Below are 25,264 nucleotides of genomic sequence, written 5' to 3' on the forward strand. Positions count from 1 at the left end.
CCGCGGTCTTCACCTTCAATAAAGCGTTTCATCTGGCCCCTGCATTGATGAGATACTGGCTTAACGTTTCCTCAACCGGTTTCGTTTACACGAAGTGGTGTTTTTACACAGCCTGGGTCGAAACCAGCCTGACAACGACTGGCCGATTTCGGCCAAAAGCGGTCGTTAGCAATATCTGCCACTATTCAGCGGACGCGTGTCATTTTGGGTAGCAGGCTGGAAAATCCGTAGCTAAAAAGTGGGATCGTCATGGTGATTGATTACTGTCCGGTTTGCGGCTACGGTCCTGGTCTTGGATTTGATTCACCGGAAGACCTGCGACACTCATTCGAGATCTGCCGTTGCTGTGGCTGCGAGTACGGCTACGACGATAATGTGGCTCACTATGAGCGGTGGGTCGCACAGGGGTTGTCCTTGGTTTTGCTCCAAAGGTCGCCCTCTGAGCTGGTCGCTTGAAGATCAACGAAGGCACACGATTCGGCCATGGCCGCCTGAGCAGGAATCGGCGACGTAAGGCGGCAACATTGAGCGGTTGAAGTCGCTAGCTAGGTAATTTACGCAAAAGGTCAGTAGCGGCCTGTCGTAACGGTCAGTGCTTTTCATCCCGGGTAACCTGCTAAGCTGACGCGAACGACCGGGTTCGGCCAAAAGCGGACGGTCAAGGCAACGGCCGATCCCAAATTGCGTTGCCAACTTAAGCATGCCGTCATCGGTTATATTCGACGCGACTACTATCTGGAGTTCATCTTGTCTGCATACATACCAGCTTTGATTTGGGTGCTCTCGGGAGTGGCTTGCCACCTGATTGCTAAACGACGCCTTTTGAAAAGAACTGCCTTAAGAGACATCACAGTCGCTCTGACAGGTCCGTTTTCTATTCCATGGGTTCTCGTTGCAAAGCCCGAAAAAGTCTAGCAGGGCCAGCTCAAGGGTTGGGTTGGACGTCTTCTATGGGTCGACAACTGCCGGTCGAGACAGTGTGTGACTTCTCCAGCTCGACAAGCTGCAAAGCTGACGCCATCGGGCATTGCAGCTCGAATCGCGCGCCATGACGTAGAGGCGCGCGAACGGCTCGGCCGATGGCGGCGGGTCGTCGAACGCACCGTAGGTTGGCTACACCGCTTTAGCAGACTGCGCATACGACATGAGCGACGAGCAGGCATCCATCAGGCATTCCTTTCACCTGCCTGCTCGCTCATCTGTTGGGGGTATGTCGAACGGTTTTGTCAGGTGCTCTTAGTCGAGCTGCAAAGCCCTGGCGATATCGTCCCACGCCACGGCCTTGTAGTTCTGCGCCCCGTCCGGCATGCGCTTGTACCCGTCGTGCACCACCAGCATGCCACGCGCGAACGGGCCGCCCAGATTGGCCGACGTTACGTCGAGTCCATCGGTCTCGGACGCGCCATCGATGCCGTTGACCGCATCGAGCCCCACCCGGAACGCGCCGCGCACGGCAAACGGCGCCGCCGCATCGAACACCACGTAGCTGTTGTTGCCCTGGCTCGACACGACCAGATAGCTGCGTTTTGCGCCATGGTAGATGCCCATGCCCTCGACATCGTCGTGCAGCCATTCGCCCACCGGCATCACCATTTTTAGCATTGCCGGTTGATCGGCGCGCGCCGACGTCACCCACAGGCCGCGGTCTTCTTCGCCCACGAACAGCAGGCCGCTGCGGTCGTCCGCCACGCAACCTTCCGGCTGCGATGCGAGCTTGAACGTGCGCGCCAGCCGTGCGCCGAACTGGCCCCCACTGCGCGTGATCTGGTAATGCTCGTAACGGCCATCCTTGTCGTTGACGAACGCGTCGAGCCCACCTTCGGGTGTGCGCAGCAGGCAGGTGCCGTAGATGTCGCCCAGGCCGGTGGGCAGGCGCGCCGCTTCGCGCAGCTCGCCGTTCGCATCGATCGCAAACAGCACCATCGCCTGCTCGTCGCGCTGGGTGGCCACGGCCAGGTCAAAGCGCTCGCTGCCAAAGCGTACATCCTGGCGCAGGTCGACGTTGTTCAGGCGACCGGCTGCCAGCAATTGCGTCTGGCGGCCCTGCAGGTCATACACCAGCATGCCCTGTTTCTTGTTGGTGCCCAGGATGCGCGATTTGGCAGGATCGGTCGGATGGACCCAGATCGCCGGATCGTCGGCCGCGTCGCCCAGCTGCGCGACGGGTTCGGTCTGCATGCGCGGCAGCACGATCGGCAGGCGTTTGGGCGGCGCGCTGCCGGCCTTCCAGGCCAGCGCCGGGGCTTGCCAGCCTTGCTTCGTGCGCACGGCCAGCTTGTCGGACGCCGGCGCGAGCGCCACCAGTTGCTGCGCGCCGAGCGGGCGGGCCGGCAGCGCGCGCCAGCGCTTGCCGTCGCGCTTCCAGGTCAGCAGGGCGCCCTTGTCGTCGATCGCGGCCACGCCGCCCGGCAGCACCGCCAGCGCCGTCAGTTCACCCGTCAAGCGACCGTGCGGCGCCTGCAGCGCCACTGGGGCGCGGGCCGGCGGACCTTCGGCATCGGCGCCATACGCCCACAGGCCCATGCCTTCTTCGGCCGCGAACAGCGTGCCATGCGCATCGTCGACGCGGCATGTCTCGACGCCGGACGGCAGCGCCAGGCGGCGCACCAGCCGGTGTTCGCTGCTGGCACCACTGCCGCCGCTACCCAGCAGCCACTGCTGGGCCTGGCCATCCTTCGCAACGAGGAACACGTAGTCGAGCTGCTGCGCATCGCGGTACAGGCAGGCCGCCTCGATGCCAAAGCCCGTGTCCGGCAGCACGGGCAGTGCGCGCAGTGTGCCGGCCTTGACATCGATCCGCACCGGCAGCGCGCGTTCGGCGTTGGCGTCGATGACGATGGCCAGCGCGCCGCCATCCAGCGGGCGCAGGTCGAGTCGTTCACCACGCAGTTGCAGGCTGGCGCGTTCGCGGCCATCGGCGCCGATCAGGCGCAGCGCGCGCTTGTCGAGAGCCAGCCAGCCGCCGCCGGGCAGCGCGGCCAGTTCTTCGGCGTCGTTCAGCGTGGCCGGGATATTGGGTGCGGCGCCCCATGCCGGTGCGGCCAGGGAGCAGGCCAGCAGGACGGCGTGCAGGATCGGAGACACGGTCTTGTTCATCAGAAGATGCTCGCTTTCAGGCCGATCTTGTAGGTGCGGCCGTATTGTTCGTGCTGCGCATTGCGCGACTTGTCGCCCAGGTACACATAGTAATGTTCGTTATTCAGGTTGCTGGCGTCGAACGTGACCTGCCAGCGCTTGTCCAGCTTCCAGGACATCGACAGGTCCAGCTGCTTCTGGGTGTCGACGAAGCGGTCCTGCGTCGCGTCCAGCGTATCCTCGCCCAGCTCCAGCAGGTACGGCGACTTGTAGTTCATCGCCAGGCGCGCGCTGAACGGGCCGGCTTCGTAGCCGAGCATCACGTTGCCGACGCGGTTCGACTGGCCCGGCATGCGGATCGTGTGCGCGGCGCGGCCACCGTCGCCATCGGCGCTGTCGATCGTGGCGCGCGAATTGGTGATGCTGCCGTTGATGCCGACCAGCAGACCGTTGAATGGCGCCGGCAGCATGCGCAGCGGCTGCTGCCAGGCCAGCTCGATGCCGCGCACGCGCGCCTTGTCGCCGTTCTTGTACGAGATCGCGCTCGCGTAGTCAGCCCATTCTCCGCTGCCGGCCAGGTCGGTGGTGTAAGTGAAGTCGCGAATAGCCTTGGTGAAGACATAGGCCGAGACCACGCCATCGCCGCCAATCACGCGCTCGATGCCCAGGTCCAGGTTGTGCGAGCGCAGCGGCGCCAGGTCAGGGTTGCCGATCGTCGCTTCGTCGTCGCCGTCCAGGCTCACGCCCGGTGCCAGCTGGGCGAAGTTGGCGCGCACGACCGAGTTGCTCCACGCAGCGCGCACGCTGGTGGCCTGATCGACATCGAAACGCAGGTGCACGCCCGGCAGCCAGTTCGTGTACGAGCGGCTGGCGGAGCGCGGTGTGATGACGTCATCGGCCACTTGCGAGCCATCGGCTGTAAAGCGCGTGCGCTCGGCCCGTACGCCGGCCAGCAGCGACCAGGCACCGCGGCGCAGGCTCGTTTGCAGGTAGGCGGCGTCGATGTCTTCCTGCAGCTTGAAGTCGTCCAGCGCCGAATCGACGGCCACGCGGGCCGGGTCGCGTGCCAGGCCGGCCAGGCGTGCACGCACCAGGGCCGGATCGATCGCATAACCAAGATTGCCGAACGGGTAGTTCAGGCGCGTGCCATTCACAAACGCGCTCATCGAGGTCGGGCCGGCGCCGAAGTAATCGCCATCGGTCGGGTCGTCGCTGCCGTATTCCCAGGCTTCGGTGTCGGTCTTCTTGTCGCGGCGCGTGGTCTTGGCGCCGAACTTGACGGCGCCGTTCCAGTCGCCGACGTCGAAGTCGCGCTGCAGGTCCAGGCGCAGCTGGCGGGTGCTGTCTTTGGCCGAGGCGCGTTCGAGCGCGAACGAATCGAGCTCGTAGTTGGCGGCGTCGGCCACGCCGGCGGGGGCGATCAGGTGCGGCGTGCGGGGATTGGTGAAGCCGATGCCATCGAAGCTCTCGAGGTTGGTGAAGCGTGCATCGGCAATCGCATCCGGCGTCTTGTCGGTGGCGCTGCTGGCCGCCGCTTCGGCGTGCAGCTTCCAGTACTGGCCCATGCGGCGATCGAGCGAGCCGGTGAGCGAGCGGATCTCTTGCGTGTACTTGCGCTGGCGCAGGCGGCGCTCGACGGTAGCAGTGTCCGTCTCACCTTCGAGCACGCCGTCTTCATTGCCTTCGAAATCGCCGATCGTCATGCGGTCGCGCGATTCTTCGTCCGAGAAGCGGCTGATGAAACCGCGCAGTGCGTAGCTCGTCGCCGCGTCCGGGCGGTAGTCGAGGTTGATGGCGCCAGCGCGGCGTTCGCGCGTGGGCAGGTAGTCGCGCAGCTCGAAGCCGGCCAGGCGCTTGCCGTTCCAGTCGCCGCCCGTTTCCACGTTGTCCGAACCGAACTTGCGCTTTTCGCCCGAGATGCCGGCGGCCACGCCCAGTTTGCCGTCCATGAAGCGCTGAGCCCACAGCAGGTTGGCGCTCGGGCTGTTCTGGCCCGTGTTGGTGTCGTGGCCGACTGCTGCGCCGACGTTCAGCAATTTGCCTGGCAGGTCGAACGCGGACAAGGTCTTGACCTCGACGCTGCCGCCAAGCGAATTGGCATCCTGGTCCGGCGTGGCTGACTTGGTCACTTCGAGTGAGCGGATCATCCCGGCCGGCAGCACGTCCAGCGCCACCGCGCGGCGCGTCGCTTCCGGCGACGGCACCAGCGCGCCGTTGATGGTCACGCTGTTGTAGTCGGCATCCAGGCCGCGCACCACGACGTAGCGGCCTTCGCCCTGGTCACGCTGGACCGAGACGCCGGGCATCCGCGCCAGCGCTTCGGCCGCGTTCTTGTCCGGCAGGTGGCCGATGTCGTCGCTGCTGACGACACTGACGATATTGTCAGCCTGCTCCTGGGCGGCGATGGCGCGCGCCAGGCTGGCGCGCTGGCCGGTGACGATCACGCTGGCCGGTTCGGCGGCGTGCACGCCGGCAGCAGCCAGCAGGCCTGCGGTAAGAGCGGGGAGGGCAAAGTGGCGCATGGGGGAGAATCCAATCGGTTGGGATGCGGCGGATTCTGGTGCCTGAATGTGACCTATCGGTGACGACTTCCGGTCGTTATCCCGTGTCTGGCGCGGTGCACGGTGTGCCTGAGCCGAATTGACCCTGCCGGCTTTGACAACACCACCGGGTGGGCAGTGAGCCGGGATGCCCTGCGCGGTTTTATGTGAGCTGTTTTGACCCTGTGCCATGGCGCCACAGTTTTGCCATCCTGTCATCCTGCGGTCATCTGGTTGCGCTATGTTCCGGCGATCTTCCCTGACCGCGCCGCCCATGTCTCCCCTGATTCGCCAAGCTCTGTTGATCGCCGGCCTGCTCGGCGCCGTTGTGTTTCTGTTTGCCGGCGCCGGTCCGGCCATCCCGTTCGCGGCATGGGATCTTGTGGACATCGCCAGCGAGGGCGGCACGGCCCTGCTGGCGGCGCTGTGGTGCGGATTGGTGCTGGCCAGCCGGCCCGACGGCGTGGTCACGCGGCTGCTGGCCGGCGGCCTGGCCTGCATCATGCTGGGGTCGTGGGCCGACTGCCTGGATGAAGTGTTCGATGTCGAGAAGTCGGCGCTGTGGGACAACGTGCTGGAGGCGCTGCTGCCGCTGGGGATGCTGGTCCTGACCGCCGGCATGGTGTACTGGCGGCGCGAGCAGGCCACGCTGTCGGACCACATGCGCAAGCGCGAACGGCTGTTTCGCAACCACCGACCGTTCGACCGCATCACCCAGCTGGCCGATGCGGCCTACCTGCGCGCGCAGCTGCATATCGAGAGCAAACGGACGGACGGCGTTGGCTCGCTGGTGCTGTTCGATATCGACGCCTTCCACCGCATCAACCGTGAGCACGGCCAGCCCGAGGGCGACCGCGCGCTGCAGGCGGTCGCCCACATGCTGCTGCTGAACCTGCGCAACGACGACCTGCTGTGCCGCTATGCGGGTGACCGCTTTGCCGTGCTGATGCCGGGCCTGGGCGAACCCGAGGCGCGCGCCGCCGCCGACCACCTGTGCCGCATGGTGTCGTCAATGCGCCACCACGCACCGGGCGGCCGGGTGCACATCACGCTGCGCCATGGCTGCGCGCCGGCGTGCGGCGCGCCCGATGCCCTCCTTAGCGCGCTGTGCCGGCAGATGGATCGTCAGATGGACCCCGCGTGATCGCCTGGCAGGCCGCCACGGCAGCCTCGCCCGCGGCGCGCCGTCACAGCGCGCTGGCGCTGGAATACGGCCGCTCGCGCGATGCGCTTGACGCCGACCTGCTGCGCGGATGCGGCGACCCGGGCGCCGGCAGCGCAACATCCGCTGGCCAGTACCTGCAGCAGCTGGCGAACACCCTGCGCCTGCTGGACAGCCCGGACACCAGCTTCATGCTGGGCCAGCAACTGCTGCCAGGGCACGACGGCGCCGCCAGCCACGCGCTGGCGCAGGCGCCGAACCTGCGCACGCTGCTGCAGACGCTGTGCCGCTTCCACGCCGGCCTGACGCCGCTGCTGCGCCCGCGCTTCGAGACCTGGGACGACGTAGCGCTGCTGTACTGGGTCGATGCGTATGGCGCGCCGAGCCTGCGGCCGGCGCTGGTCGAGATGCACATGACCGCCGTAGTGGCGCTGTGCCGCTGGCTGGGCGGGGAGCGCCTGCCGTGGCGCTTCTGCTTCAATCGCGGCGCGCCGCGCCACATCGAGCAGCATCATGTTCATCTTGGCGCCGAACTGCGCTTCGGCTGCCAGCTCGACGCGATGCTGCTGCCGTCCGGCTGGCTCGACCGGCCATGGCCGCGCGCCAGCGAGATGGCAGCGCGCCTGGCGCACCAGGCGGCCGAACTGGAACCCCGCGAGGCGCCCGGCCTGCTGGCGGCGCTCTACGATTACCTGCTGGCGCGCGTGCGCGACGCGCCCACGCTCGAGCGCGACGCGCCCACGCTCGAGCGCACGGCGGGCGACTTCGGCGTCAGCCCGGCCACCTTCAAGCGCCAGCTGCTGCGGCACCATACCCATTTCCAGGGTGAGCTCGACGGGGTGCGCACGCACGTGGCGCTCTGGCTGTTCCAGGCCGAGGGCGCCGACAATGACGCGGTGGCGCGCCACCTGGGCTTTCATGACGTGGCCAACTTCCGGCGCTCGTTCAAGCGCTGGACGGGCCTCACCCCGGGACCGATCCGCGCTGCGCTGGCCGGAGAGCTGGGCTGGTTCGCAGGGCGCCTGCAGCACGTCTGATTTCGCTGCACTGCCGCGAAAATGGTATCGTGCGCGGTCATTGTCGCCGCCGAAGAAGAGGAATGCGTCCCAGTCCCACCTTGCATATCGTTTGTCCCACCCAGAAACGTGGCTTCCCGGCGTTCATGTCGGTGGTCTTCGTCTGGGTCGTGGCGTCGGGCCTGGGCAATGGCTGGGAGCACGACGGGTCGTTCGGATTCATGTTGCTGACCGTCGGCGCGCTGGTCATCATGGTCCTGGCGGCGTGGGCGCTGTATCGCAATTTCGTGTTCCGGGATGCGCTGTACATCGCGCGCGAAGGCAGCTTGCCGTCGTCGGTGCCGCTGGCGCTCATGGTCCACGAAATACGCGCCGTGCGCCTGTTGCCCAAACATGAGGCATGGACGCCGGAGGGCAAATGGGATGCGCTGGGCTTTGGCCAGGGCCGCATCGAGATCGATACTGCCACCCATCGCTACCACTTCGGCATCGGCCTGGAAGAGCACGAGGCCGAGGCCGCGCTGCAGCGCATCATCGAATTTTGCCGTGAGCAGGGCATTGTTGCCGCCGCGGCCTGAAAGCGCAGTCCAACCACGCATGAGGGATGCCATGTCCGCCAACTTCGCCGTTCGTCTTTGCAGCCTGCTGCTGTTCATCGGTGGTATCGCTTCACAGACCCATGCGGCCGAGACACCGATCACGCTCGACACGCCCACCGGGCAGCTGGCCGGGACGCTCGAACTGCCGGCGGGGGCCGACAAGCCGCGCGTGGCCTTGCTGATTGCCGGTTCGGGCCCGACGGACCGTGACGGCAACAGCTCGATGATCCCGGGCCGCAACGACAGTCTCAAACTGCTGGCCGCCGGGCTGGCCGACGCCGGCATCGCGACGGTCCGCTACGACAAGCGCGGGATCGGTGACAGCCATGCGGCCGGTTCTGCCGAATCGGCGCTGCGCTTCGAGATGTTCGTCGACGATGCGGCGGCCTGGATCGCGAGACTCAAGGCCGATCCGCGCTTCGCGTCGGTGGCCGTGATCGGGCACAGCGAAGGCTCGCTGATCGGGATGCTGGCGGCGCGGCAGGCCGATGCGGCGGCATTCGTGTCGATTGCCGGCATTGCCGATGGCGCGTCGACGCTGATGCGCAAGCAGCTCGAAGGCAAGCTGCCACCCGAGCTGGAGAAGGAAAGCGAGCGCATTCTGGTGTCGCTGGAAAGCGGCGTGGTCGTCGATCCGGTGCCGCCGGCGCTGGCAATGCTGTTCCGGCCGAGCGTGCAGCCGTATCTGATTTCGTGGTTCAAGTATGTGCCGGCGCAGCGCATCGCGGAGCTGACCATGCCAGTGCTGGTCGTGCAGGGCAATACCGATATCCAGGTGGACGTGGTGCAGGCCAACCGGCTGCACGGCGCCCGCCCGGGGGCGAAGCTGGCGATCATTCCGGGCATGAACCACGTGTTCAAGCACGTGCGCGCGGTGGCGGAACTGCAGGTGGCCAGCTATGGCGACCCGAGCTTGCCTGTTTCGCCCTTGCTGGTGAAGTCGATCGCCGACTTTTTGCAGCAGGGCGCCGCGCCCGCGCCTTGATGGCTTTCCCGGCCACATCGATACGCCCATCCATCCATTCTGCGCCTGCCCCATGATCGAACGCATTCACCTGTCCATCATCCGCGAGGTCGATCGCCGCGGTTCACTGACCGCCGCTGCCGACGTGCTGTGCCTGACCCAGTCGGCGCTGAGCCACGCAGTCAAGAAGCTCGAAGTGGGGCTGGGCACGCCGGTGTGGACGCGCGAAGGCCGCTCGCTGCGCCTGACCCAGGCTGGCCACGCGCTGCTGGCGCTGGCCGAGCGGGTGCTGCCGCAGCTCGAACATGCCGAAGGCCAGATGCTTGCCTACGCGCGTGGCGAGCGCGGATCGCTGCGCATCGGGATGGAGTGCCATCCGTGCTACCAGTGGCTGCTGAAAGTGGTCGAACCCTATCTGGCTGCGTGGCCCGAGGTCGATGTCGACGTCAAGCAGCGTTTCCAGTTCGGCGGCCTGAAGGCGCTGCTGGGCTACGAGATCGACTTGCTCGTCACGCCCGATCCGCTGTTCAAGCCGGGGCTGCGCTTCGTGCCCGTATTCGACTTCGAGCAGGTGCTGGTAGTGCACAGCGGACATCGGCTGGCCGGGCGCGCGCATGCGACGCCGCGCGACTTGTCCGATGAGGTCCTGATCACGTACCCGGTCGATATCGAGCGGCTCGACATCTACAACCAGTTCTTCGTGCCGGCCGGCTGCGCTCCGCGCGAGCGCAAGGCAATCGAGACCACCGACATCATGCTGCAGATGGTGGCCAGCGGTCGCGGCGTGGCGGCGCTGCCGCGCTGGCTGGTCGAGGAATACGCGGGCCGCATGCCGGTGGCGCCCGTGCGGCTGGGGGAGGCGGGCGTGTTCAAGCAGATTTTCCTGGGCACGCGCGAAGTCGATGCCGGCACCACGTACCTGGATGCGTTTGTCGAGATCGCCCGGCACGCCGAGTTGTAGCAGTGATGCCACATCGACCACGGTCTGCGTCAAGACGGCGAACGACTGCCTGCAAAATCAGCAAACTGGTTGACCCATCATCACAATGCGTCTATACTCGCAGGTTCTCGATTTATTCTGCACATCGTATACGCATTCGCAGCCGCTCCATTTACTGAGTGGCTTTCGTCGCCTGTCTTTGTCATTGTCATCGGGACTAGGTTTCAGTCCCCGGATCAGCACGTTGCAGGTTCGGGTCATTAATGAGTAGTACTTTGTTGGATTAGGAACGATGCCAACCATCAATCAACTGATTCGCAAACCGCGTGAAGCTGCGGTTGTGAAGAGCAAGTCGCCGGCACTGGAAAACTGCCCGCAAAAGCGCGGCGTGTGCACCCGTGTGTACACCACCACGCCTAAGAAGCCAAACTCGGCGCTGCGTAAAGTCGCCAAAGTGCGTCTGACCAACGGTTTCGAAGTCATTTCGTACATCGGCGGTGAAGGCCACAACCTGCAAGAACACAGTGTCGTGCTGCTGCGCGGCGGTCGTGTTAAAGACTTGCCAGGTGTGCGTTACCACATGGTTCGCGGTGCACTGGATACCCAGGGCGTCAAAGACCGTAAGCAAGCTCGCTCGAAGTACGGCGCGAAGCGTGCTAAGGCTGCTAAGAAGTAATTCTATGGTCGTGTCACAGACACGTCACATTAATTAGATAAGTTGAGCCGGCCGCAAGGCCGAGTAAGTGAAGGGTCAAGAGGGCCTTTCGCGAGTGCACAGCGTGCACTCAACTGAAGACATGAAGGAATTGAAATGCCACGTCGTCGTGAAGTACCCAAGCGCGAAATCCTGCCGGATCCAAAATTCGGTAACCAGGATGTCGCCAAATTCGTCAACGTTCTGATGCTGTCCGGCAAAAAGTCGGTTGCAGAAAACATCATCTACGGTGCATTCGAACACATTCAATCCAAGTCGGGCAAAGACCCGCTGGAAGTGTTCACGACCGCGATCAACAACGCTAAGCCGCTGGTGGAAGTCAAGTCCCGCCGTGTCGGTGGCGCCAACTACCAGGTGCCAGTGGAAGTTCGTCCGGTTCGTCGTATGGCGCTGTCCATGCGTTGGTTGCGCGAAGCCGCAAACAAGCGCAGCGAAAAATCCATGCCGCAACGTCTGGGTGGTGAACTGCTGGAAGCGGCTGAAGGCCGCGGCGGCGCGATGAAGCGTCGTGACGAAGTGCACCGTATGGCAGAAGCGAACAAGGCGTTCTCGCACTTCCGCTTCTAAGCAAAAGGGCGAAGGTAGGGGGATTATTTCCTTGTGCTAACGTCCCCGTAGTATCTGTTGTTCAGGCCGGGCTCATTTTGATCATCAAGATGATGCTCGGTTTTGTCCATTCAAAGATTTAGGAAAAATTATGGCACGCAAGACCCCCATCGAGCGCTACCGCAACATCGGTATTTCGGCTCACATCGATGCTGGTAAAACCACCACCACCGAGCGCGTCCTGTTCTACACGGGCGTCAACCACAAAATCGGCGAAGTGCACGATGGCGCAGCGACGATGGACTGGATGGAGCAAGAGCAAGAGCGCGGCATTACCATTACTTCGGCAGCGACGACCTGCTTCTGGAGCGGTATGGCCAACAACTTCGCCCCGCACCACATCAACATCATCGACACCCCGGGCCACGTTGACTTCACCATTGAAGTCGAACGCTCGATGCGCGTGCTCGACGGCGCCTGCATGGTTTACTGCGCAGTCGGCGGCGTGCAGCCACAGTCGGAAACCGTGTGGCGTCAGGCTAACAAGTACAAAGTTCCACGTCTGGCCTTCGTCAACAAGATGGACCGTACCGGCGCGAACTTCTTCAAGGTCTACGAGCAGATGCGTGCTCGCCTGAAGGCAAACCCGATTCCGCTGCAGATCCCGATCGGCGCCGAAGAGAACTTCCTGGGCGTGGTCGATCTGGTCAAGATGAAGGCCGTGTACTGGGACGACGCGTCGCAGGGCATGAAATTCGACTACCGCGATATCCCTGCAGAACTGCAGGACGAAGCCAACGAATGGCGTGAAAAGCTCGTCGAGACCGCTGCTGAAGCGAACGAAGAGCTGATGAACAAGTATCTGGACGAAGGCGACCTCTCGGAAGAAGAGATCAAGGCCGCTCTGCGCCAGCGTACCATCGCGTCGGAAATCGTCCCGATGATGTGCGGCACCGCGTTCAAGAACAAGGGCGTGCAAGCCATGCTCGACGGCGTGATCGAATACCTGCCATCGCCAATCGACATTCCGCCAGTCAAGGGTGTGGATGAAGACGACGAGCCAGTCATTCGTGAAGCCAAGGACGACGAGAAATTCTCGGCGCTGGCATTCAAGATCATGACCGACCCGTTCGTTGGTCAGCTGATCTTCTTCCGCGTCTACTCGGGCACGATCAAGTCGGGCGACACCGTCTACAATCCGATCAAGAACAAGAAAGAACGTCTTGGTCGTATTCTGCAGATGCACGCGAACCAGCGCGAAGAAATCAAGGAAGTCCACGCCGGCGACATCGCCGCTGCGGTCGGCCTGAAAGATGCAACCACGGGCGAAACCCTGTGCGATCCATCGTCGATCATCACGCTGGAAAAGATGGTCTTCCCTGAGCCGGTGATTCAGCAGGCAGTCGAGCCAAAAACCAAGGCCGACCAGGAAAAAATGGGCCTGGCACTGAACCGCCTGGCACAAGAAGATCCGTCGTTCCGCGTGCGTACCGATGAAGAATCGGGCCAGACCATCATCGGTGGTATGGGCGAGCTGCACCTGGAAATTATCGTTGACCGCATGAAGCGCGAATTCAACGTGGAAGCAACTGTCGGCAAGCCACAGGTTGCGTACCGCGAAACGATCCGCAAGGCAGTCACCGACGTCGAAGGCAAGTTCGTCAAGCAGTCGGGCGGTCGTGGTCAGTACGGTCACGCAGTCCTGACGATCGAGCCGCAAGAGCCGGGCAAAGGCTTCGAGTTCATCGACGCGATCAAGGGCGGTGTGGTTCCACGCGAATACATCCCTGCAGTCGAAAAAGGTGTGCGCGAAACCCTGACCTCGGGCGTGCTGGCCGGTTACCCAGTGGTTGACGTCAAAGTGACCCTGACCTTCGGTTCGTACCACGACGTTGACTCGAACGAAAACGCGTTCCGCATGGCCGGTTCGATGGCATTCAAGGACGGCTGCCGTAAAGCCAACCCTGTCATCCTCGAGCCGATGATGTCGGTCGAAGTCGAAACGCCGGAAGACTACGCCGGTAACGTGATGGGCGATCTGTCGTCGCGTCGCGGTATGGTGCAGGGTATGGACGAAATTCCAGGCGGCGGCGGCAAGATCATCAAAGCCGAAGTGCCACTGTCGGAAATGTTTGGTTACTCGACCTCGCTGCGTTCGGCGACCCAGGGCCGTGCGACCTACACGATGGAATTCAAGCACTATACGGAAGCGCCTAAGCACGTGATTGACGCTATCGTCACTGCCAAGTCGAAGTAATCAGCAATACAAGCAATTCAAGGGAGACGGGACGTCCTGTCTCCCTTTAAACAGAACATATCGTTTCTTTAAAGGAATCTGGAAATGGCAAAAGGTAAATTCGAACGGACCAAGCCGCACGTCAACGTCGGCACCATCGGTCACGTTGACCACGGCAAAACCACCCTGACGGCTGCTATCGCAACCGTCCTGTCGAAGAAATTCGGCGGTGAAGCCAAGGCCTACGATCAGATCGATGCGGCACCGGAAGAAAAAGCACGCGGCATCACCATCAACACCGCGCACGTCGAGTACGAAACCGAAAACCGTCACTACGCACACGTTGACTGCCCAGGCCACGCCGACTACATCAAGAACATGATTACCGGTGCTGCGCAGATGGACGGCGCGATCCTGGTGTGCTCGGCTGCTGACGGCCCAATGCCACAGACCCGCGAGCACATCCTGCTGGCCCGTCAGGTTGGCGTTCCGTACATCATCGTGTTCCTGAACAAGTGCGACCTGGTCGACGACGCAGAACTGCTGGAACTGGTCGAAATGGAAGTTCGTGAGCTTCTGTCGAAGTACGAGTTCCCAGGCGACGACGTCCCAATCATCAAGGGTTCGGCACGTATGGCCCTCGAAGGCAAGCCGGGCGAAATGGGTGAAGAATGCATCACCCGTCTGGCCGAAGCACTGGACACCTACATCCCAACGCCAGAGCGCGCTGTTGATGGCGCGTTCCTGATGCCAGTGGAAGACGTGTTCTCGATCTCGGGTCGCGGTACCGTTGTGACCGGTCGTGTCGAGCGCGGCGTTGTCAAAGTCGGCGAAGAAATCGAAATCGTCGGCATCATCGACACCGTTAAGACCACTTGCACCGGCGTGGAAATGTTCCGCAAGCTGCTGGACCAGGGTCAAGCTGGCGACAACGTCGGCCTGCTGCTGCGCGGTACCAAGCGTGAAGATGTCCAGCGTGGTCAGGTCCTGGCAAAGCCAGGTTCGATCAAGCCGCACAACCACTTCACCGGCGAGATCTACGTTCTGTCGAAAGACGAAGGCGGCCGTCACACCCCGTTCTTCAACAACTATCGTCCACAGTTCTACTTCCGTACGACTGACGTGACCGGTTCGATCGAGCTGCCAGCAGACAAAGAAATGGTCATGCCAGGCGACAACGTGTCGATCACCGTCAAGCTGATCAACCCGATCGCGATGGAAGAAGGTCTGCGCTTCGCAATCCGCGAAGGCGGCCGTACCGTCGGCGCCGGCGTTGTTGCAAAAATCCTGCCTAACTAATCAGGGCAAGATGGTGGATCGGCTCTCTTTCGGGAGAGTCTGATTGACACAACGATGGGGACAGACTTTTCGGTCTGTCCCCATCTGTTTGGGTGGGAACGATGTTATACTCCCGCCTCTTGTGCAGTAACGAAGTATCTCGACCACATTGCCGGCACCAAGCCGGAACGTTCTTTTAAAGGAAATCGCATGTCCGCTAACCAGAAAATCCGTATTCGCCTGAAAGCATTCGACTACAAGCTGATTGACCAGTCGGCCCTGGAAATCGTCGAGACCGCGAAGCGCACCGGCGCCGTCGTCAAAGGCCCAGTCCCACTGCCAACCCGTATCCAGCGTTTCGACGTGCTGCGTTCGCCACACGTGAACAAGACCTCGCGCGACCAGTTCGAAATCCGTACGCACCAGCGTCTGATGGACATCGTGGACCCAACCGACAAGACCGTTGACGCACTGATGAAGCTCGACCTGCCAGCTGGCGTCGATGTCGAAATCAAACTGCAGTAATCGCATTTAAGTATTGGCGGCATTGGCCGCCGATGCTGCAAGAAGCCAGGTTGACCGCATTGCGGGCAACCTGGCTTTTGTCATTTCTGGACCCAGTGATCATCATGCCGGGTGCATGAACTACGCTCTGGCAACCATCAAGCATTGTCGGTCTCGGCAGGGCGTGATGTAATCGACGGGTTTGCTTGTTCAATTTCTCGTCCATGCGCCAGATGCACGTTGTTTCCCTTTTGCGCGCCATGACATGGCGCGAACTCGCCGGCCTGGCGGTCGGTGCGCTGCTGCTTGCTGCCATCGCCAAGAATCTCGCACCTGAAGCGGTCAAGCCGCTGCTGCATCATGCCGGTCTTGCGCTGCCTTTGCTGCTGCTGATGGCAAAGGACATCGCGCATGCCCCGCAAGCGTGGCAACGGCTGCGCGGCGCCCATGCAGCGCGGGCGCCGTGGCATGCACACGTGACGGCGCTACTGCCGCCTGAACTGCCGGGACTGTTCAAGCTCGATCGCCTGCTGTGGCTCGGTTGCCTGCGCCGCGTGCAGGGCAAGCCGCTACCTGTCACGCTGCCTGAGGGCGTCGCACTGACTTACCTCGAACGCGGTGCCTACAACACGGCGCGCGCCGTGGTCTTCGTCGCGCTGCTGCTCGAGCTGCCCACGCACGCACTGCTGCTGCACCTGTTCATCAAGGATCCCGATGCGCTGCTGGTGATCCACGTGCTGGGCGCCATCGCCGTGCTGTACACACTGGCCTGGGTGCTGGGGGATCGCTGGCACATCGGGGCAGGGCGCCATGTGATGACGGCAGAGGCCCTGCACCTGCGCGTGGGGGTGCGGGTCGAGGGCACGCTGCCGTTGGCGGCAATCGCGCGCGTCGAACCGGTCGACCTGCTGCTGCCGACGTGGCGCCATCGGCATGGTGTAGCGCGCAACGATACCTTGGTGCTAACGCCATTCGACAAGCCGAACTGCGTGCTGGTAATGCACCAGCACGCGCAGGTCGACATCCTGCTGCATCAAGTAACGACGCGGCTGCCGCAGTACGTGTTCTTGTATCTCGACCGTCCGGCATTGCTGACAGCGCACGTCGACCGGACGCGCCCGACTGTCAGCATGCCATGCTGATGCAGGAGCAGGGCGCGACGAGCCGCGCCGGCTCCGGCGCGTTCATCGTGCTGGCGCACGTGCTGTTCGTGCTCGCCTTGGTGCACTACGCCAGTCCCCGACCAGACAACGTCAGCACCCCGGTCGATTACATCGCATTTGCCTTCATCGTCGCGCCGGTGAAGCCGCCGCCAGTGCCGCAGGTGCGCAGCGCGCCGCCACCACCAGTTTCTGTCCAGGTTGTGCGGCCACCCCGCATCGCCACACAGCGTGCGATGCCGGCGTCCCCTGAGCCGATGACGATCATCGCTGCGCCGGAGGAAACCTCAACGGCCACGCCAGCCGAAACGACGACGGCACCTGCATCGGCGCCAACCGGAAAGCTGGACATGGAGTCGCTGCGCGGCCTGGCCCGGCAGGTGGAAAAAGAGCGCGTGCCAACGGCACTGGAACGCCTGCGCACCGCGGAGCAACTGCGTGGAGCCGATGACAACAACCTGTCGCGCGCGATCAAGAGGGCGAAGAACCCGGACTGTCAGAAGAAGTATGCCGGCGGCACAGAGACCAACCTACTGCTGTTGATCCCGCTTGCCATCGATACCATCACTGGCACCGGCTGCACGTGGTAGCTGTCAAAAACAGCCGGGGTCAGGTCTGACATTTGGACACGATCTCTACTATACCTTGGCAAACAGCCGGGGTCAGGTCTGACATTCGGACACGATCTCTACCGTACCTTGACCGAGCGTCGGATTAGACACAGCCGGGGTCAGGTTGAGAGGGTCCGGGTTTCATGGACATCCGAATAGGGGACAATATGCCCCGGGAGGATATACATGACTAACAAAAAGTTGCCATCAAAGCGGGAGATCATTCCTGCTTCATCTGAAGCCGCTAGTCGAAAGCGGGCGACCTATACCGACGAGTTCAAGCGCACGGCGGTAGCGCGGCTGCATTCGGGAGAGCGAAGCGCCACTGATCTGGCCATCGAACTGGGTCTTGGCCGCAACATGCTCTACAAGTGGGCTGAGAAGCTCGAGAAACAAGCCCCGGACAAGAAGCTGCGCAAGCCTGGTCGACCGGCTACTAGCGAGCTCAGTGAAGTCGAGCAGTTGCGCCTGAAGTTGGCCAAGGCTGAACAGGAGTTAGCCATTCTAAAAAAGTTCGATGCGTACTTAACTCGCCTAAAGAAGTGAAGTACGCATTCATCGATGAGCACCGTAGCGAGTTTTCCGTCAAGTCGCTGTGCCGTGAGCTCGATATCAGTCGCAGTCTGTACTACGCAGTTAAGAAGGCCGAGCCGAGTCTGCGCAGCCAGGAAGATCTGGTCTTGCGTGCAGAAATCGTCAAGCTAAACGTAGCGCATCGCTGGGCACCTGGCGCAATCAAGATGTGGCGTTTGCTCAGTGCCAAAGGCATTAAATGCGGCAAGCACCGCGTAAGGCGGCTGCGCAAGTTGGAGAATATTCAAACGTCCCGCATCAAGCGTTTCCGTGCCATTCAAGCGATGCAGCGGGTGCAGCCAGCAGCGCCGAACCTGGTCAAGCGCCGCTTCGACGTCACCGCGCCAAACACGATCTGGGTAGGCGACATGACAGCCATGCGCACAAAGGAAGGGTGACTTCATTTGGCCGTCGTGCTTGACCTTTTTGCTCGCCGTGTTGTGGGTTGGTCGATGGATGCCACGCAAGCTACGACCTTGCCTATGGCAGCCTTGAACATGGCACTGGCGCAGCGAAAGCCTAAAGCAGGACTGATTTTCCATAGCGATCAAGGGACCGTCTATGGATCGAACGATTACCGTGAATTGCTGCAAGCGAACGGCTTGCGGCCCAGCATGAGCCGCAAAGGTGATTGCTGGGATAACGCTGTCGCAGAAAGCTTTTTTTTCAAACCTGAAGAACGAAGCAATGCACGATCGACTTTTTTCATCCAGGGCTGAAGGTAAGGCAGTGGTCGGCGACTATATCGAAGCGTATTACAATCAGCAGCGGCTACATCAAACCTTAGGCTATCAAACGCCTGCCGCCGTCGAAGCCGCACTCCATGTGCCTAAATGACTGTCCAGATTATCCGGACCACCTCAGGTCTGACATTCGGACACGATCTCTACCGTACCTTGACCGAGCGTCGGATTAAATGTTTGCTTGCTGGCGAAGTTGTCCTAGTAGCTTTCTAGAACTTTAGCTAAAGCTGAGGCCGTGTCCAAATGTCAGACCTGACCCCGGCTTTGAAAGCTGAGGCCGTGTCCAAATGTCAGACCTGACCCCGGCTTTGTTATGGCCAGCTTATTTGCTGCCGGTCTTCCAGCGCATGCCGAAGCCGAAGTGGCGGTCCATCAGTTCGTGGGCGCTGGTGGTGCCTTGCTGCTGGAAGTATTCGGCCAGTTTGGTGATCACGAGCTGGCCGCCGCGGTTTTCGATCAGCGCGATTGCGCACATGATCTGGCGGTTGCCGCCGTCGAGTTTGACTTCCACCGGCGCCTGGCCTGGTGCGGTGATCGTCACCACGCCATTGGTCACGCTCCAGTTGGCGGCGCCTTCGTAGATGAACGAGAAGATCACGGCGCGCTTGATCTGGTCGAAGCGCTCGCCGTTGATGAACAGGTTTTCGCCATTCGCGGCGGCGCCCGTGCGGTCGTCGGCGTCGAGCTTGATGAATGGATCGCGCTCGTAGTCGCCGAACGTGTTGCCCAGTGCCTGCACCAACCCCCGGCGGCCATCCGTCAGCTCATACATGCAGCCCAGGTCGAGGTCGATGCCGGTGCGGCCCTTGCGTGACGCTTGCGCCTTGTTGGCCATCTCGCCGGCCTTGTGCGCGAGGTCGCCGGCCATGCTGGTCAGGCGGTCGAGGAAGCCGCCGCCCCGGGCTGCGGCGGCCGGTGGCGGCGTGGATGGCGCCGGTGGCGGCGCGATTGCGGCCTGGTTCCAGTTCAGGTTGACGTGGATGCGGCCATAGCCGCCGCCTGCGCGCTTGTCGAGCGAGACCTTGTCGCCGCGCTTGTCGAGCGTGATCTTCGACAGCGAGACGCGTGGCGCGGCTGGCGTCGCAACGGGAGCAGGTGTCGGCGTCGGCATCGGCGTCGGCGTTGCCGGCTTCGCTGACGATCCCGCCTCGGCACCGCCAAAGTGCGCGAGCAGCGTCGACAGGCCGCCAGCAAAACCCTGGCCGACCGCGCCGAAGCGCCACTGGCCGTCGCGGCGATACAGCTCGGCCACGATCACGGCTTTTTCGTCGCCGAAGTCGGCGCCCGACCACGGGAAGCGCAGCGCGCTGCCCAGCGTGAGCGAGCTCGCGCCCAGCGTGCGCATGCTGGCTGCGCCGTCGATCGCGGCGACGAACACCAGCTTGGCGATCGATGCCGGCAGCTGGTCGAGGTTCACGGCGAAGCTGGCACGGCCCGGCGACTGGTTCAGGCGCACCGCGCCTTCCGGGCTGGCCAGCTGGTTGTAGAAGACCATGTAGCGGTCGTCGGACAGCTTGTCGTTGGCGTCCAGGCCGAAGCAGGAGACATCGACCGAGGCGCCGTTGGCGGCGATCTCGACGTCGACATTGAAGACGTGGCCGCTGCCCAGATCGGCCAGCTTACCTTTCTGGCCGCGCGAATAGGTGGTCATGTTCATGAGGGTTCCCCTTCCAGGAATGGTTTGTGATCCAGTTCGGCGCCGTGGAAACCGAACAGGCGCGATTGCTCGACCGTGCGTTCGGCCCAGGCGCGATGGGTGGCGACTTCGCACATGGCGTCGTTCATGCGAAACACGGCCGGTGCCGACTGGTCGAGAATCGCGCGCGCCACCGCCAGGTCTTGCGGCGACACCTTGAAGTGCTGCTCGATCGGCGCGATCTGGGTCGGATGGATGGCGGTCTTGCCGATCATGCCGTGCGCCAGGTCTTCGATGACTTCCTGGTCCAGCAGCTCGGGCAGATCAAGGTATTCGAACACGGGCGCGGTCAGCATGAAACCGTAGGGCCGGAACGTGGTGACCAGGCGCGAGATGACGGGACCCAGCGGCGTGCGGTACAGCGTCATGCCGCGCGGCCGGCGCAGGCCCAACAGCGCCAGCAGGTCGTTGCCACCGATGCGCAGCGCCAGGATGCGATGACGTACGCCGGGCGCTTCGAGCACAGCGCGCAGGCCCTGCATCTCCTGGTCGTCAAAGGCTTCGGCCGTTTCCAGCGTCGGCATCAACACGTGCTCGGTGTGGCGCAGCAGCCGGTAGTAATTGTCGAAGTTGTGGCGGGTGATCTTGGGCAGCACGAAACCGGTGAGCTTGTCGGCGCCCGGCATCGCCAGCACGCGCTCGAGCACTTCGGTATTGCGTACCCGGACGAAGCGGTCGGCCGCCACGTCCACGCGCATATTGGCCAGCACCACCGACAGGTTGAACAGCGAATAGCTCAGCTCCCGGTCGGCGATGGCGTCCTCCGTGCAGAAGATCAGCGACCGCGCCTGCGGGATCAGGTCGCCATTGGCGATCTCCGCCAGGTCCTTGTGATTGGCCGGCACGTACAACGACGCGCCCAGTGATTTAGCCATCGGATGCACTCCTGATCAGGGATACTGCGTGGTAGGGCAGGCTCGGGTCGATCTCGACCGGGACCTGTTTTTCTTCGGCCAGCGCGGCCAGGTGCGCCACAGCCGGCGCATCCGCGTCGCGCAGTACCAGGAGGCGCGGCACGCGCCGCAACAGCACCCGCGTGGCTTCGCCGATGCCCGGCTTGACGAGGTTGACGTCCGCCACGCCATAGCGCCCCATCGCCGCCCCAAGATAGGCTTGCGAGCGTGCGCGCGCCGCCTGTGCATCCACTGGCGGCATCTCGACAGCATCCGCTGCCAGCGCCAGCGCGGTCAGATCATCGGCGAACGCCTGCGAGCGGTCGATGCCGGCAAAGTCCGCATAGAACACACAGCCGTGGAAATCGTCCGCGCCCAGATCGTCGGGCATGACGGTGCGGCTCACCAGGCCCGATACCGTCGCGTTCAGGATGCTCGACGGGATCAGATAATCGTCGCACGAGGCGGCGCAGGCGGCAGCGCCGGCCAGGTCCGATAGCACGTACAGGCCCGTGTCGATCGCCACGCCGTGGCGCAGGTTGAACGCGTCGACCGAGCCGGCCAGTTCGCGCGCGATGACGCCCTTGCCGGTCCAGCCGTCGACGAACACGATCGATTCGGGCGCGTGGCCCTGGGCCAGGATGTGGCGCAGCGCGGCCGCGTCGATGCCACGGTCGCGCACGATCGACACGCAGTAATGCACGGCGTCGCGCCCGAATCGTTCGCGCAGCAGGCGCGTGACGACCACGCCCACCGGTGTGCCGGCGCGTGCCAGCGAAACGATCGTGATCTGCCGCGCGCGTTGCGCCGCGATCAGGCCCGCCAGGCGCAGGCAGTCCTGCGCCATGCGCGGATTGTTGGCGGCGCAGGCGGCATCGAACAGGCGCATGTAGCGCCCGGAGGGTGCGGATTCCGGCGACAGCATCTGGCTGTAGTGACGCTGGCCGCTCTGGATCAGCGCTTCCTTCTCGGCGACATTGGTGAAGTCCTGCTGCGGCAGGCAGCGCAGCAAAAAGTCGACGTCACCGGCGCGATAGCTGCCCGGGAAGGGGGCATGCCCGATCACAGCGCCCCCACGGTAACGCCGGCCAGCTGCGTGCCGCGCGGGATGATCGCGTAGTCGCAGGCAGCCATGAAGCGCGCATCCGAGCGGCTGTCGCCCATGCCGAACGTGACGATCTCGCCGTGTTCGGCCTTCAGGCGCGCCGTGATGTGCGCGACCGCATGGGCTTTGTCCAGCGCCCTGGGCAGGATCGCCAGGTTGTTGCCGTTGCGGTGGACGACGTAGTCGCGGTTGCCGTCCGCGATCCACGGCCGCACCACGTGTTCTTCGAGCGGCGCGAGGCGCTCGCTCAGCTTGTCCGGGTCTTTCACGACCAGGAAGAATGGCGTGCCGATATCCTCGATCATGCGCGCGCGGCCGGCGTAACCGGTGCGCGCGCCATGGGTGTCGATGTGGGCCGCCAGCTCCAACAGGCCGGGCAGGGCAGTGTGCATTGCCGTGCGCACGCCTTCCAGAAAGGGCCGGTCGACCGCGCCGCCCGGCTCGAGCACGACGCCGCCGTAGTTGATGACGGCGTAGCTGGTGAACGGCAGGTGCACGCGGCGCAGGCCATCGAGGTCGCGCGCGGTGGTCGGGATCATCGTCATCCCGTCCTGCAGCAGCGCGAGAAACGAGCGCTGGGACGGGGTGGTGTATGAACAGATGCTGCCATCCTTGTAGTAGGCGGCAGGCTGCAGCGCATCGGGGGCGTCCCGGTGCGTGCCGCACTTGCCGAAGGTCTGGAACAGCGTGTCGTCCAGGTCAGCGAACAGGAACTTCTTCAACGTGGTCCTCGGACTGGAAATGGAACAGGCGCGCGCGCAGGGTATCGGCCAGCGCGAACAGCGCGGGGTCGGGGGCAGTTTCAAAGCACAGCAGGACATGGTCGTACTGGCCGGGTGCGACGTTGTAGAGGTAGTTGGCGATGCCTTCGCCGTAATTGTCGGGGAAGGTCAAGGCGTGGCCCACTGCACCCCAGGTCAGGATCGGCGAGCGGGTCGTCGACTGCACCACCACGTCGACGCCAAGCTGCTGCAGCGCCGCGCCGAGCAGCGTGGACGCGTGCATGAATTCACCTGTGCCCAGCACCAGCACGCGGCTGCCGGGTGCAAACTCGCCGGCCAGGCGCGCGGCCAGCGCGGTCGGCGCTGGCACGGCGTGATCGATGCCCAGGCGGCCGAACGCGCTGCTGGCGCCGCGGTCGGCGTCGTGCTCGAAGCGCTGGGCCGCGCCCTGGTCCGGTGGCAGCGGGCCTTGCGCAAACGTGAACTGGCCGTCGACCAGCGCGCCGATGGTGGCCGGCAGGCCGAAGCGCGCATCGAGCTCGCCCGGGGCGGCCGGGCCCATGAAATTGGTGATCGTCGCCAGGTGCACGCGCTCGATGCCGGGATTCAGGCGCTGACAGGCGGCAGCCAGGTTGACGAAGGTATTGCCGGTGCTGGCTTCATCGTCGACCATCACGACCGTGCGCGCCGCCATGAACAGCGCGTGCAGCGCCGGATCGGTGGGCTCGTGCAGGAACTGGCGCGGCGCGTGGCTGTGCGCCTCGGCAAATTCGATCAGCGGACCGGCGCCCACGCGGTAGCGCGTGGTGTACAAAAAAAGCGCCTGCTGCGCCGGATGCGCACGCAGCCAGGCTTCGAACACGCCCTGGCCCAGGCCAATCGCGGTTTCGGCCATCGCGATGAAGAGCACCGGGCCATCGACCGGCGGCACGGTGGCCGCCAGGCGCTCGTGCACGGCCAGCATCGCGCCGGGCGACGCCGGCCAGTGCTTGCCCAGCACCTTGCTCAAAAAGAGGAAACCGCGCTTGGCATTGGCGCGTGCGGCAAAGCCGAGCAGCTCGTCGACTTCGGCCGCGCCGCTGTCGATGCGCAGTTCGAGCGTGCCGGTAGGCAGTTCGATCCGCTGCAGGGTGGAGGAAGGCGCAGCCATGGTCATGCCAGTTCCGTGGCGACGCTGACTTCGGCCACGCGCATGCCGTTGGCCACGGGTGGCACGGTGACGCTGTCGAAGCCGTCGGCAAAGCAGCGCAGTGCGATGTAGGGCAGGTTGGGGCCGGCCAGGCACGCCATGGCGATCCCGCCCGACATGCGCGGGTTGATCTCCAGCAGGCGCGGACGGCCGCCGCCTTCGCGGAACTGGGCGTTGAACACGCCGTTCAGGCGGTAGTCGGCGCACAGGCGCGTGGTGGCGTCCAGGATGTCCTGGCGCATGTCGATCAGCTGGCCGCTGCCCGCTTGCGGCAGTTTGCGGCGCACGACAGCGGTCACCAGGCGGCCGTTGTCGCCGACGCAGTCGACGCTGTATTCGGGGCCTTCGAGGAACTCCATCAGGAGCATGGTGCGAAATTCGCCCATCTCGGCCAGGCCGCGGCGCAGGTCGTCGTAGCCGACGTGGTATTCGGCGCCGGCCAGCAGCAGCGCGGCGCTGCTGCGCGCTTCGTCGACGATGGCAAAGCCCAGGCCATAAATCGAATGCGACGGCTTGACGCACAATTTGGCGTGGCGCGGGCGCAGTTCGGCCCAGGCGGCGTCGAATTGGGCGATGTTTTCAAAGACGCGAAATTCGGCCACCGGCGCGTCGGGCAGCACGGTTTCGGCATAGAAGTCGGCCTTGTCGTGGATGCGTTTGAGTTCGGCCGGCGGCGCGGCCGACAGGACACGCGTGCCTATCTCGGCAAAGCGTCCCAGTTCGGACGCCAGCAGCGTCGCTTCACGGCCTGGCACGAAGATGTCGATTTTCTGTTCGCGGCAGAAGGCCAGGCACCAGTCGATATATGCCTCGCCTTTCAGGCCGACCGGCTCGATATGAAACTCGTGTGCCAGGCGCGCAGCAGGCGCATGGCGGTTGGCGTTGCTGTGAACGATGGTGAAACGGCCGTCGGTGTCGGCCTCGCGAATCAGCTTGATCGCAGCATTGACGGACGAAAAAGTCCTGTTGTACCAAACGCGCATGCGCTAATTCCTGA

General features: G+C 63.6%; 24 protein-coding genes and 1 pseudogene. 17 read left to right on the forward strand and 8 right to left on the reverse strand.

What is annotated here, in order from left to right:
• Window positions 1–1,011: 1,011 nt before the first annotated feature.
• Window positions 1,012–1,227, forward strand: a pseudogene (locus AC56LW_RS15810) (IS5/IS1182 family transposase); the annotation flags it as partial.
• A gap of 9 nt (window positions 1,228–1,236) precedes the next feature.
• Here AC56LW_RS15810 and AC56LW_RS15815 read toward each other — a convergent pair.
• Window positions 1,237–3,096 (reverse strand): phytase, encoded by a 1,860-nt coding sequence (locus AC56LW_RS15815; protein WP_499635902.1) that lies wholly within the window; start codon window positions 3,094–3,096, stop codon window positions 1,237–1,239.
• Entirely contained in the window at window positions 3,096–5,597 is a 2,502-nt protein-coding gene (locus AC56LW_RS15820; protein ID WP_499635904.1) for a TonB-dependent receptor, read from the reverse strand. Before AC56LW_RS15820 ends, AC56LW_RS15815 begins: the two co-directional genes overlap by 1 nt.
• Window positions 5,598–5,889: 292 nt before the next feature.
• Here AC56LW_RS15820 and AC56LW_RS15825 point away from each other — a divergent pair, with 292 nt between their 5' ends.
• The 16 genes from AC56LW_RS15825 (at window position 5,890) to AC56LW_RS15900 (ending at window position 18,756) form a co-directional block, all read left to right on the forward strand.
• The gene (locus AC56LW_RS15825) at window positions 5,890–6,759 is read left to right on the forward strand and encodes a GGDEF domain-containing protein (RefSeq protein WP_499635907.1); all 870 of its coding nucleotides are present in this window, start codon (window positions 5,890–5,892) and stop codon (window positions 6,757–6,759) included.
• Entirely contained in the window at window positions 6,756–7,814 is a 1,059-nt protein-coding gene (locus AC56LW_RS15830) for an AraC family transcriptional regulator (protein ID WP_499635910.1), read from the forward strand. Before AC56LW_RS15825 ends, AC56LW_RS15830 begins: the two co-directional genes overlap by 4 nt.
• A 62-nt stretch (window positions 7,815–7,876) precedes the next feature.
• On the forward strand, window positions 7,877–8,371 hold the full coding sequence (locus AC56LW_RS15835; protein WP_499635913.1) for a hypothetical protein: 495 nt from the start codon (window positions 7,877–7,879) through the stop codon (window positions 8,369–8,371).
• Window positions 8,372–8,402: 31 nt separating this feature from the next.
• Window positions 8,403–9,377 carry an alpha/beta hydrolase gene (locus tag AC56LW_RS15840; RefSeq protein WP_499635916.1) on the forward strand — a complete coding sequence of 325 codons (975 nt, stop codon included), beginning with the start codon at window positions 8,403–8,405 and terminating at the stop codon, window positions 9,375–9,377.
• A 52-nt stretch (window positions 9,378–9,429) separates the two neighbouring features.
• Window positions 9,430–10,317: a LysR family transcriptional regulator gene (locus AC56LW_RS15845; RefSeq protein ID WP_499456431.1), complete on the forward strand. Its 888-nt coding sequence runs from the start codon at window positions 9,430–9,432 to the stop codon at window positions 10,315–10,317.
• Between the two features lie 271 nt (window positions 10,318–10,588).
• Window positions 10,589–10,972 (forward strand): 30S ribosomal protein S12, encoded by a 384-nt coding sequence (gene rpsL, locus AC56LW_RS15850; RefSeq protein WP_005663517.1) that lies wholly within the window; start codon window positions 10,589–10,591, stop codon window positions 10,970–10,972.
• A gap of 135 nt (window positions 10,973–11,107) precedes the next feature.
• Entirely contained in the window at window positions 11,108–11,578 is a 471-nt protein-coding gene (gene rpsG / locus AC56LW_RS15855; RefSeq protein WP_183554302.1) for a 30S ribosomal protein S7, read from the forward strand.
• A gap of 130 nt (window positions 11,579–11,708) precedes the next feature.
• Entirely contained in the window at window positions 11,709–13,814 is a 2,106-nt protein-coding gene (fusA, locus tag AC56LW_RS15860; protein ID WP_499635920.1) for an elongation factor G, read from the forward strand.
• Window positions 13,815–13,898: 84 nt separating this feature from the next.
• On the forward strand, window positions 13,899–15,092 hold the full coding sequence (tuf, locus tag AC56LW_RS15865) for an elongation factor Tu (protein ID WP_183554297.1): 1,194 nt from the start codon (window positions 13,899–13,901) through the stop codon (window positions 15,090–15,092).
• 189 nt (window positions 15,093–15,281) lie between these two features.
• On the forward strand, window positions 15,282–15,596 hold the full coding sequence (gene rpsJ, locus AC56LW_RS15870) for a 30S ribosomal protein S10 (RefSeq protein ID WP_183554295.1): 315 nt from the start codon (window positions 15,282–15,284) through the stop codon (window positions 15,594–15,596).
• Between the two features lie 239 nt (window positions 15,597–15,835).
• Window positions 15,836–16,717 carry a hypothetical protein gene (locus tag AC56LW_RS15875; protein WP_499635923.1) on the forward strand — a complete coding sequence of 294 codons (882 nt, stop codon included), beginning with the start codon at window positions 15,836–15,838 and terminating at the stop codon, window positions 16,715–16,717.
• On the forward strand, window positions 16,711–17,325 hold the full coding sequence (locus AC56LW_RS15880; RefSeq protein WP_499635925.1) for a hypothetical protein: 615 nt from the start codon (window positions 16,711–16,713) through the stop codon (window positions 17,323–17,325). Before AC56LW_RS15875 ends, AC56LW_RS15880 begins: the two co-directional genes overlap by 7 nt.
• A 207-nt stretch (window positions 17,326–17,532) precedes the next feature.
• Window positions 17,533–17,892 (forward strand): transposase, encoded by a 360-nt coding sequence (locus tag AC56LW_RS15885; protein ID WP_499635928.1) that lies wholly within the window; start codon window positions 17,533–17,535, stop codon window positions 17,890–17,892.
• Entirely contained in the window at window positions 17,889–18,317 is a 429-nt protein-coding gene (locus AC56LW_RS15890; protein WP_499635931.1) for an IS3 family transposase, read from the forward strand. The genes AC56LW_RS15885 and AC56LW_RS15890 overlap by 4 nt, the downstream gene beginning before the upstream one ends.
• Window positions 18,318–18,332: 15 nt before the next feature.
• Window positions 18,333–18,638: a transposase gene (locus AC56LW_RS15895; RefSeq protein WP_499636371.1), complete on the forward strand. Its 306-nt coding sequence runs from the start codon at window positions 18,333–18,335 to the stop codon at window positions 18,636–18,638.
• Complete coding sequence (locus tag AC56LW_RS15900; RefSeq protein ID WP_499635934.1) at window positions 18,607–18,756, forward strand: IS3 family transposase; 150 nt, start codon at window positions 18,607–18,609, stop codon at window positions 18,754–18,756. The genes AC56LW_RS15895 and AC56LW_RS15900 overlap by 32 nt, the downstream gene beginning before the upstream one ends.
• Before the next feature lie 228 nt (window positions 18,757–18,984).
• On the opposite strand, the gene AC56LW_RS15905 is transcribed toward AC56LW_RS15900, so the two are convergent.
• The 6 genes from AC56LW_RS15905 to AC56LW_RS15930 are packed head-to-tail and all read right to left on the reverse strand — an operon-like array spanning window position 18,985 to window position 25,250.
• Window positions 18,985–20,319 (reverse strand): TerD family protein, encoded by a 1,335-nt coding sequence (locus tag AC56LW_RS15905; protein WP_499635936.1) that lies wholly within the window; start codon window positions 20,317–20,319, stop codon window positions 18,985–18,987.
• Window positions 20,316–21,233, reverse strand: coding sequence for an HpcH/HpaI aldolase/citrate lyase family protein (locus AC56LW_RS15910; RefSeq protein WP_258837166.1), 918 nt, complete (start codon window positions 21,231–21,233; stop codon window positions 20,316–20,318). The genes AC56LW_RS15905 and AC56LW_RS15910 overlap by 4 nt, the downstream gene beginning before the upstream one ends.
• Window positions 21,226–22,317 (reverse strand): cysteine protease StiP family protein, encoded by a 1,092-nt coding sequence (locus tag AC56LW_RS15915; RefSeq protein ID WP_499635939.1) that lies wholly within the window; start codon window positions 22,315–22,317, stop codon window positions 21,226–21,228. The genes AC56LW_RS15910 and AC56LW_RS15915 overlap by 8 nt, the downstream gene beginning before the upstream one ends.
• Window positions 22,314–23,078, reverse strand: coding sequence for an HAD family hydrolase (locus AC56LW_RS15920; RefSeq protein ID WP_499635942.1), 765 nt, complete (start codon window positions 23,076–23,078; stop codon window positions 22,314–22,316). The genes AC56LW_RS15915 and AC56LW_RS15920 overlap by 4 nt, the downstream gene beginning before the upstream one ends.
• Entirely contained in the window at window positions 23,056–24,234 is a 1,179-nt protein-coding gene (locus AC56LW_RS15925) for a phosphoribosyltransferase domain-containing protein (RefSeq protein WP_499635945.1), read from the reverse strand. The genes AC56LW_RS15920 and AC56LW_RS15925 overlap by 23 nt, the downstream gene beginning before the upstream one ends.
• A complete protein-coding gene (locus tag AC56LW_RS15930; protein WP_183554283.1) occupies window positions 24,231–25,250 on the reverse strand; it encodes an ATP-grasp domain-containing protein in 1,020 nt (339 codons plus the stop codon). The genes AC56LW_RS15925 and AC56LW_RS15930 overlap by 4 nt, the downstream gene beginning before the upstream one ends.
• Window positions 25,251–25,264: the final 14 nt, after the last annotated feature.

The sequence above is a fragment of the Telluria sp. LT2P80 genome, assembly GCF_059685955.1.

What these genes read in the sequence shown, in the direction of transcription:
- AC56LW_RS15835 (WP_499635913.1), top strand. Translation starts at nt 7,877, where the DNA reads ATGCGTCCCAGTCCCACCTTGCATATCGTTTGTCCCACCCAGAAACGT.
- AC56LW_RS15905 (WP_499635936.1), bottom strand. Translation starts at nt 20,319, where the DNA reads ATGAACATGACCACCTATTCGCGCGGCCAGAAAGGTAAGCTGGCCGAT.
- AC56LW_RS15825 (WP_499635907.1), top strand. Translation starts at nt 5,890, where the DNA reads ATGTCTCCCCTGATTCGCCAAGCTCTGTTGATCGCCGGCCTGCTCGGC.
- AC56LW_RS15885 (WP_499635928.1), top strand. Translation starts at nt 17,533, where the DNA reads ATGACTAACAAAAAGTTGCCATCAAAGCGGGAGATCATTCCTGCTTCA.
- AC56LW_RS15840 (WP_499635916.1), top strand. Translation starts at nt 8,403, where the DNA reads ATGTCCGCCAACTTCGCCGTTCGTCTTTGCAGCCTGCTGCTGTTCATC.
- AC56LW_RS15815 (WP_499635902.1), bottom strand. Translation starts at nt 3,096, where the DNA reads ATGAACAAGACCGTGTCTCCGATCCTGCACGCCGTCCTGCTGGCCTGC.
- fusA (WP_499635920.1), top strand. Translation starts at nt 11,709, where the DNA reads ATGGCACGCAAGACCCCCATCGAGCGCTACCGCAACATCGGTATTTCG.
- AC56LW_RS15925 (WP_499635945.1), bottom strand. Translation starts at nt 24,234, where the DNA reads ATGACCATGGCTGCGCCTTCCTCCACCCTGCAGCGGATCGAACTGCCT.
- rpsL (WP_005663517.1), top strand. Translation starts at nt 10,589, where the DNA reads ATGCCAACCATCAATCAACTGATTCGCAAACCGCGTGAAGCTGCGGTT.
- AC56LW_RS15930 (WP_183554283.1), bottom strand. Translation starts at nt 25,250, where the DNA reads ATGCGCGTTTGGTACAACAGGACTTTTTCGTCCGTCAATGCTGCGATC.
- AC56LW_RS15875 (WP_499635923.1), top strand. Translation starts at nt 15,836, where the DNA reads ATGACATGGCGCGAACTCGCCGGCCTGGCGGTCGGTGCGCTGCTGCTT.
- AC56LW_RS15845 (WP_499456431.1), top strand. Translation starts at nt 9,430, where the DNA reads ATGATCGAACGCATTCACCTGTCCATCATCCGCGAGGTCGATCGCCGC.
- rpsG (WP_183554302.1), top strand. Translation starts at nt 11,108, where the DNA reads ATGCCACGTCGTCGTGAAGTACCCAAGCGCGAAATCCTGCCGGATCCA.
- rpsJ (WP_183554295.1), top strand. Translation starts at nt 15,282, where the DNA reads ATGTCCGCTAACCAGAAAATCCGTATTCGCCTGAAAGCATTCGACTAC.
- AC56LW_RS15880 (WP_499635925.1), top strand. Translation starts at nt 16,711, where the DNA reads ATGCTGATGCAGGAGCAGGGCGCGACGAGCCGCGCCGGCTCCGGCGCG.
- AC56LW_RS15900 (WP_499635934.1), top strand. Translation starts at nt 18,607, where the DNA reads ATGCACGATCGACTTTTTTCATCCAGGGCTGAAGGTAAGGCAGTGGTC.
- AC56LW_RS15910 (WP_258837166.1), bottom strand. Translation starts at nt 21,233, where the DNA reads ATGGCTAAATCACTGGGCGCGTCGTTGTACGTGCCGGCCAATCACAAG.
- tuf (WP_183554297.1), top strand. Translation starts at nt 13,899, where the DNA reads ATGGCAAAAGGTAAATTCGAACGGACCAAGCCGCACGTCAACGTCGGC.
- AC56LW_RS15820 (WP_499635904.1), bottom strand. Translation starts at nt 5,597, where the DNA reads ATGCGCCACTTTGCCCTCCCCGCTCTTACCGCAGGCCTGCTGGCTGCT.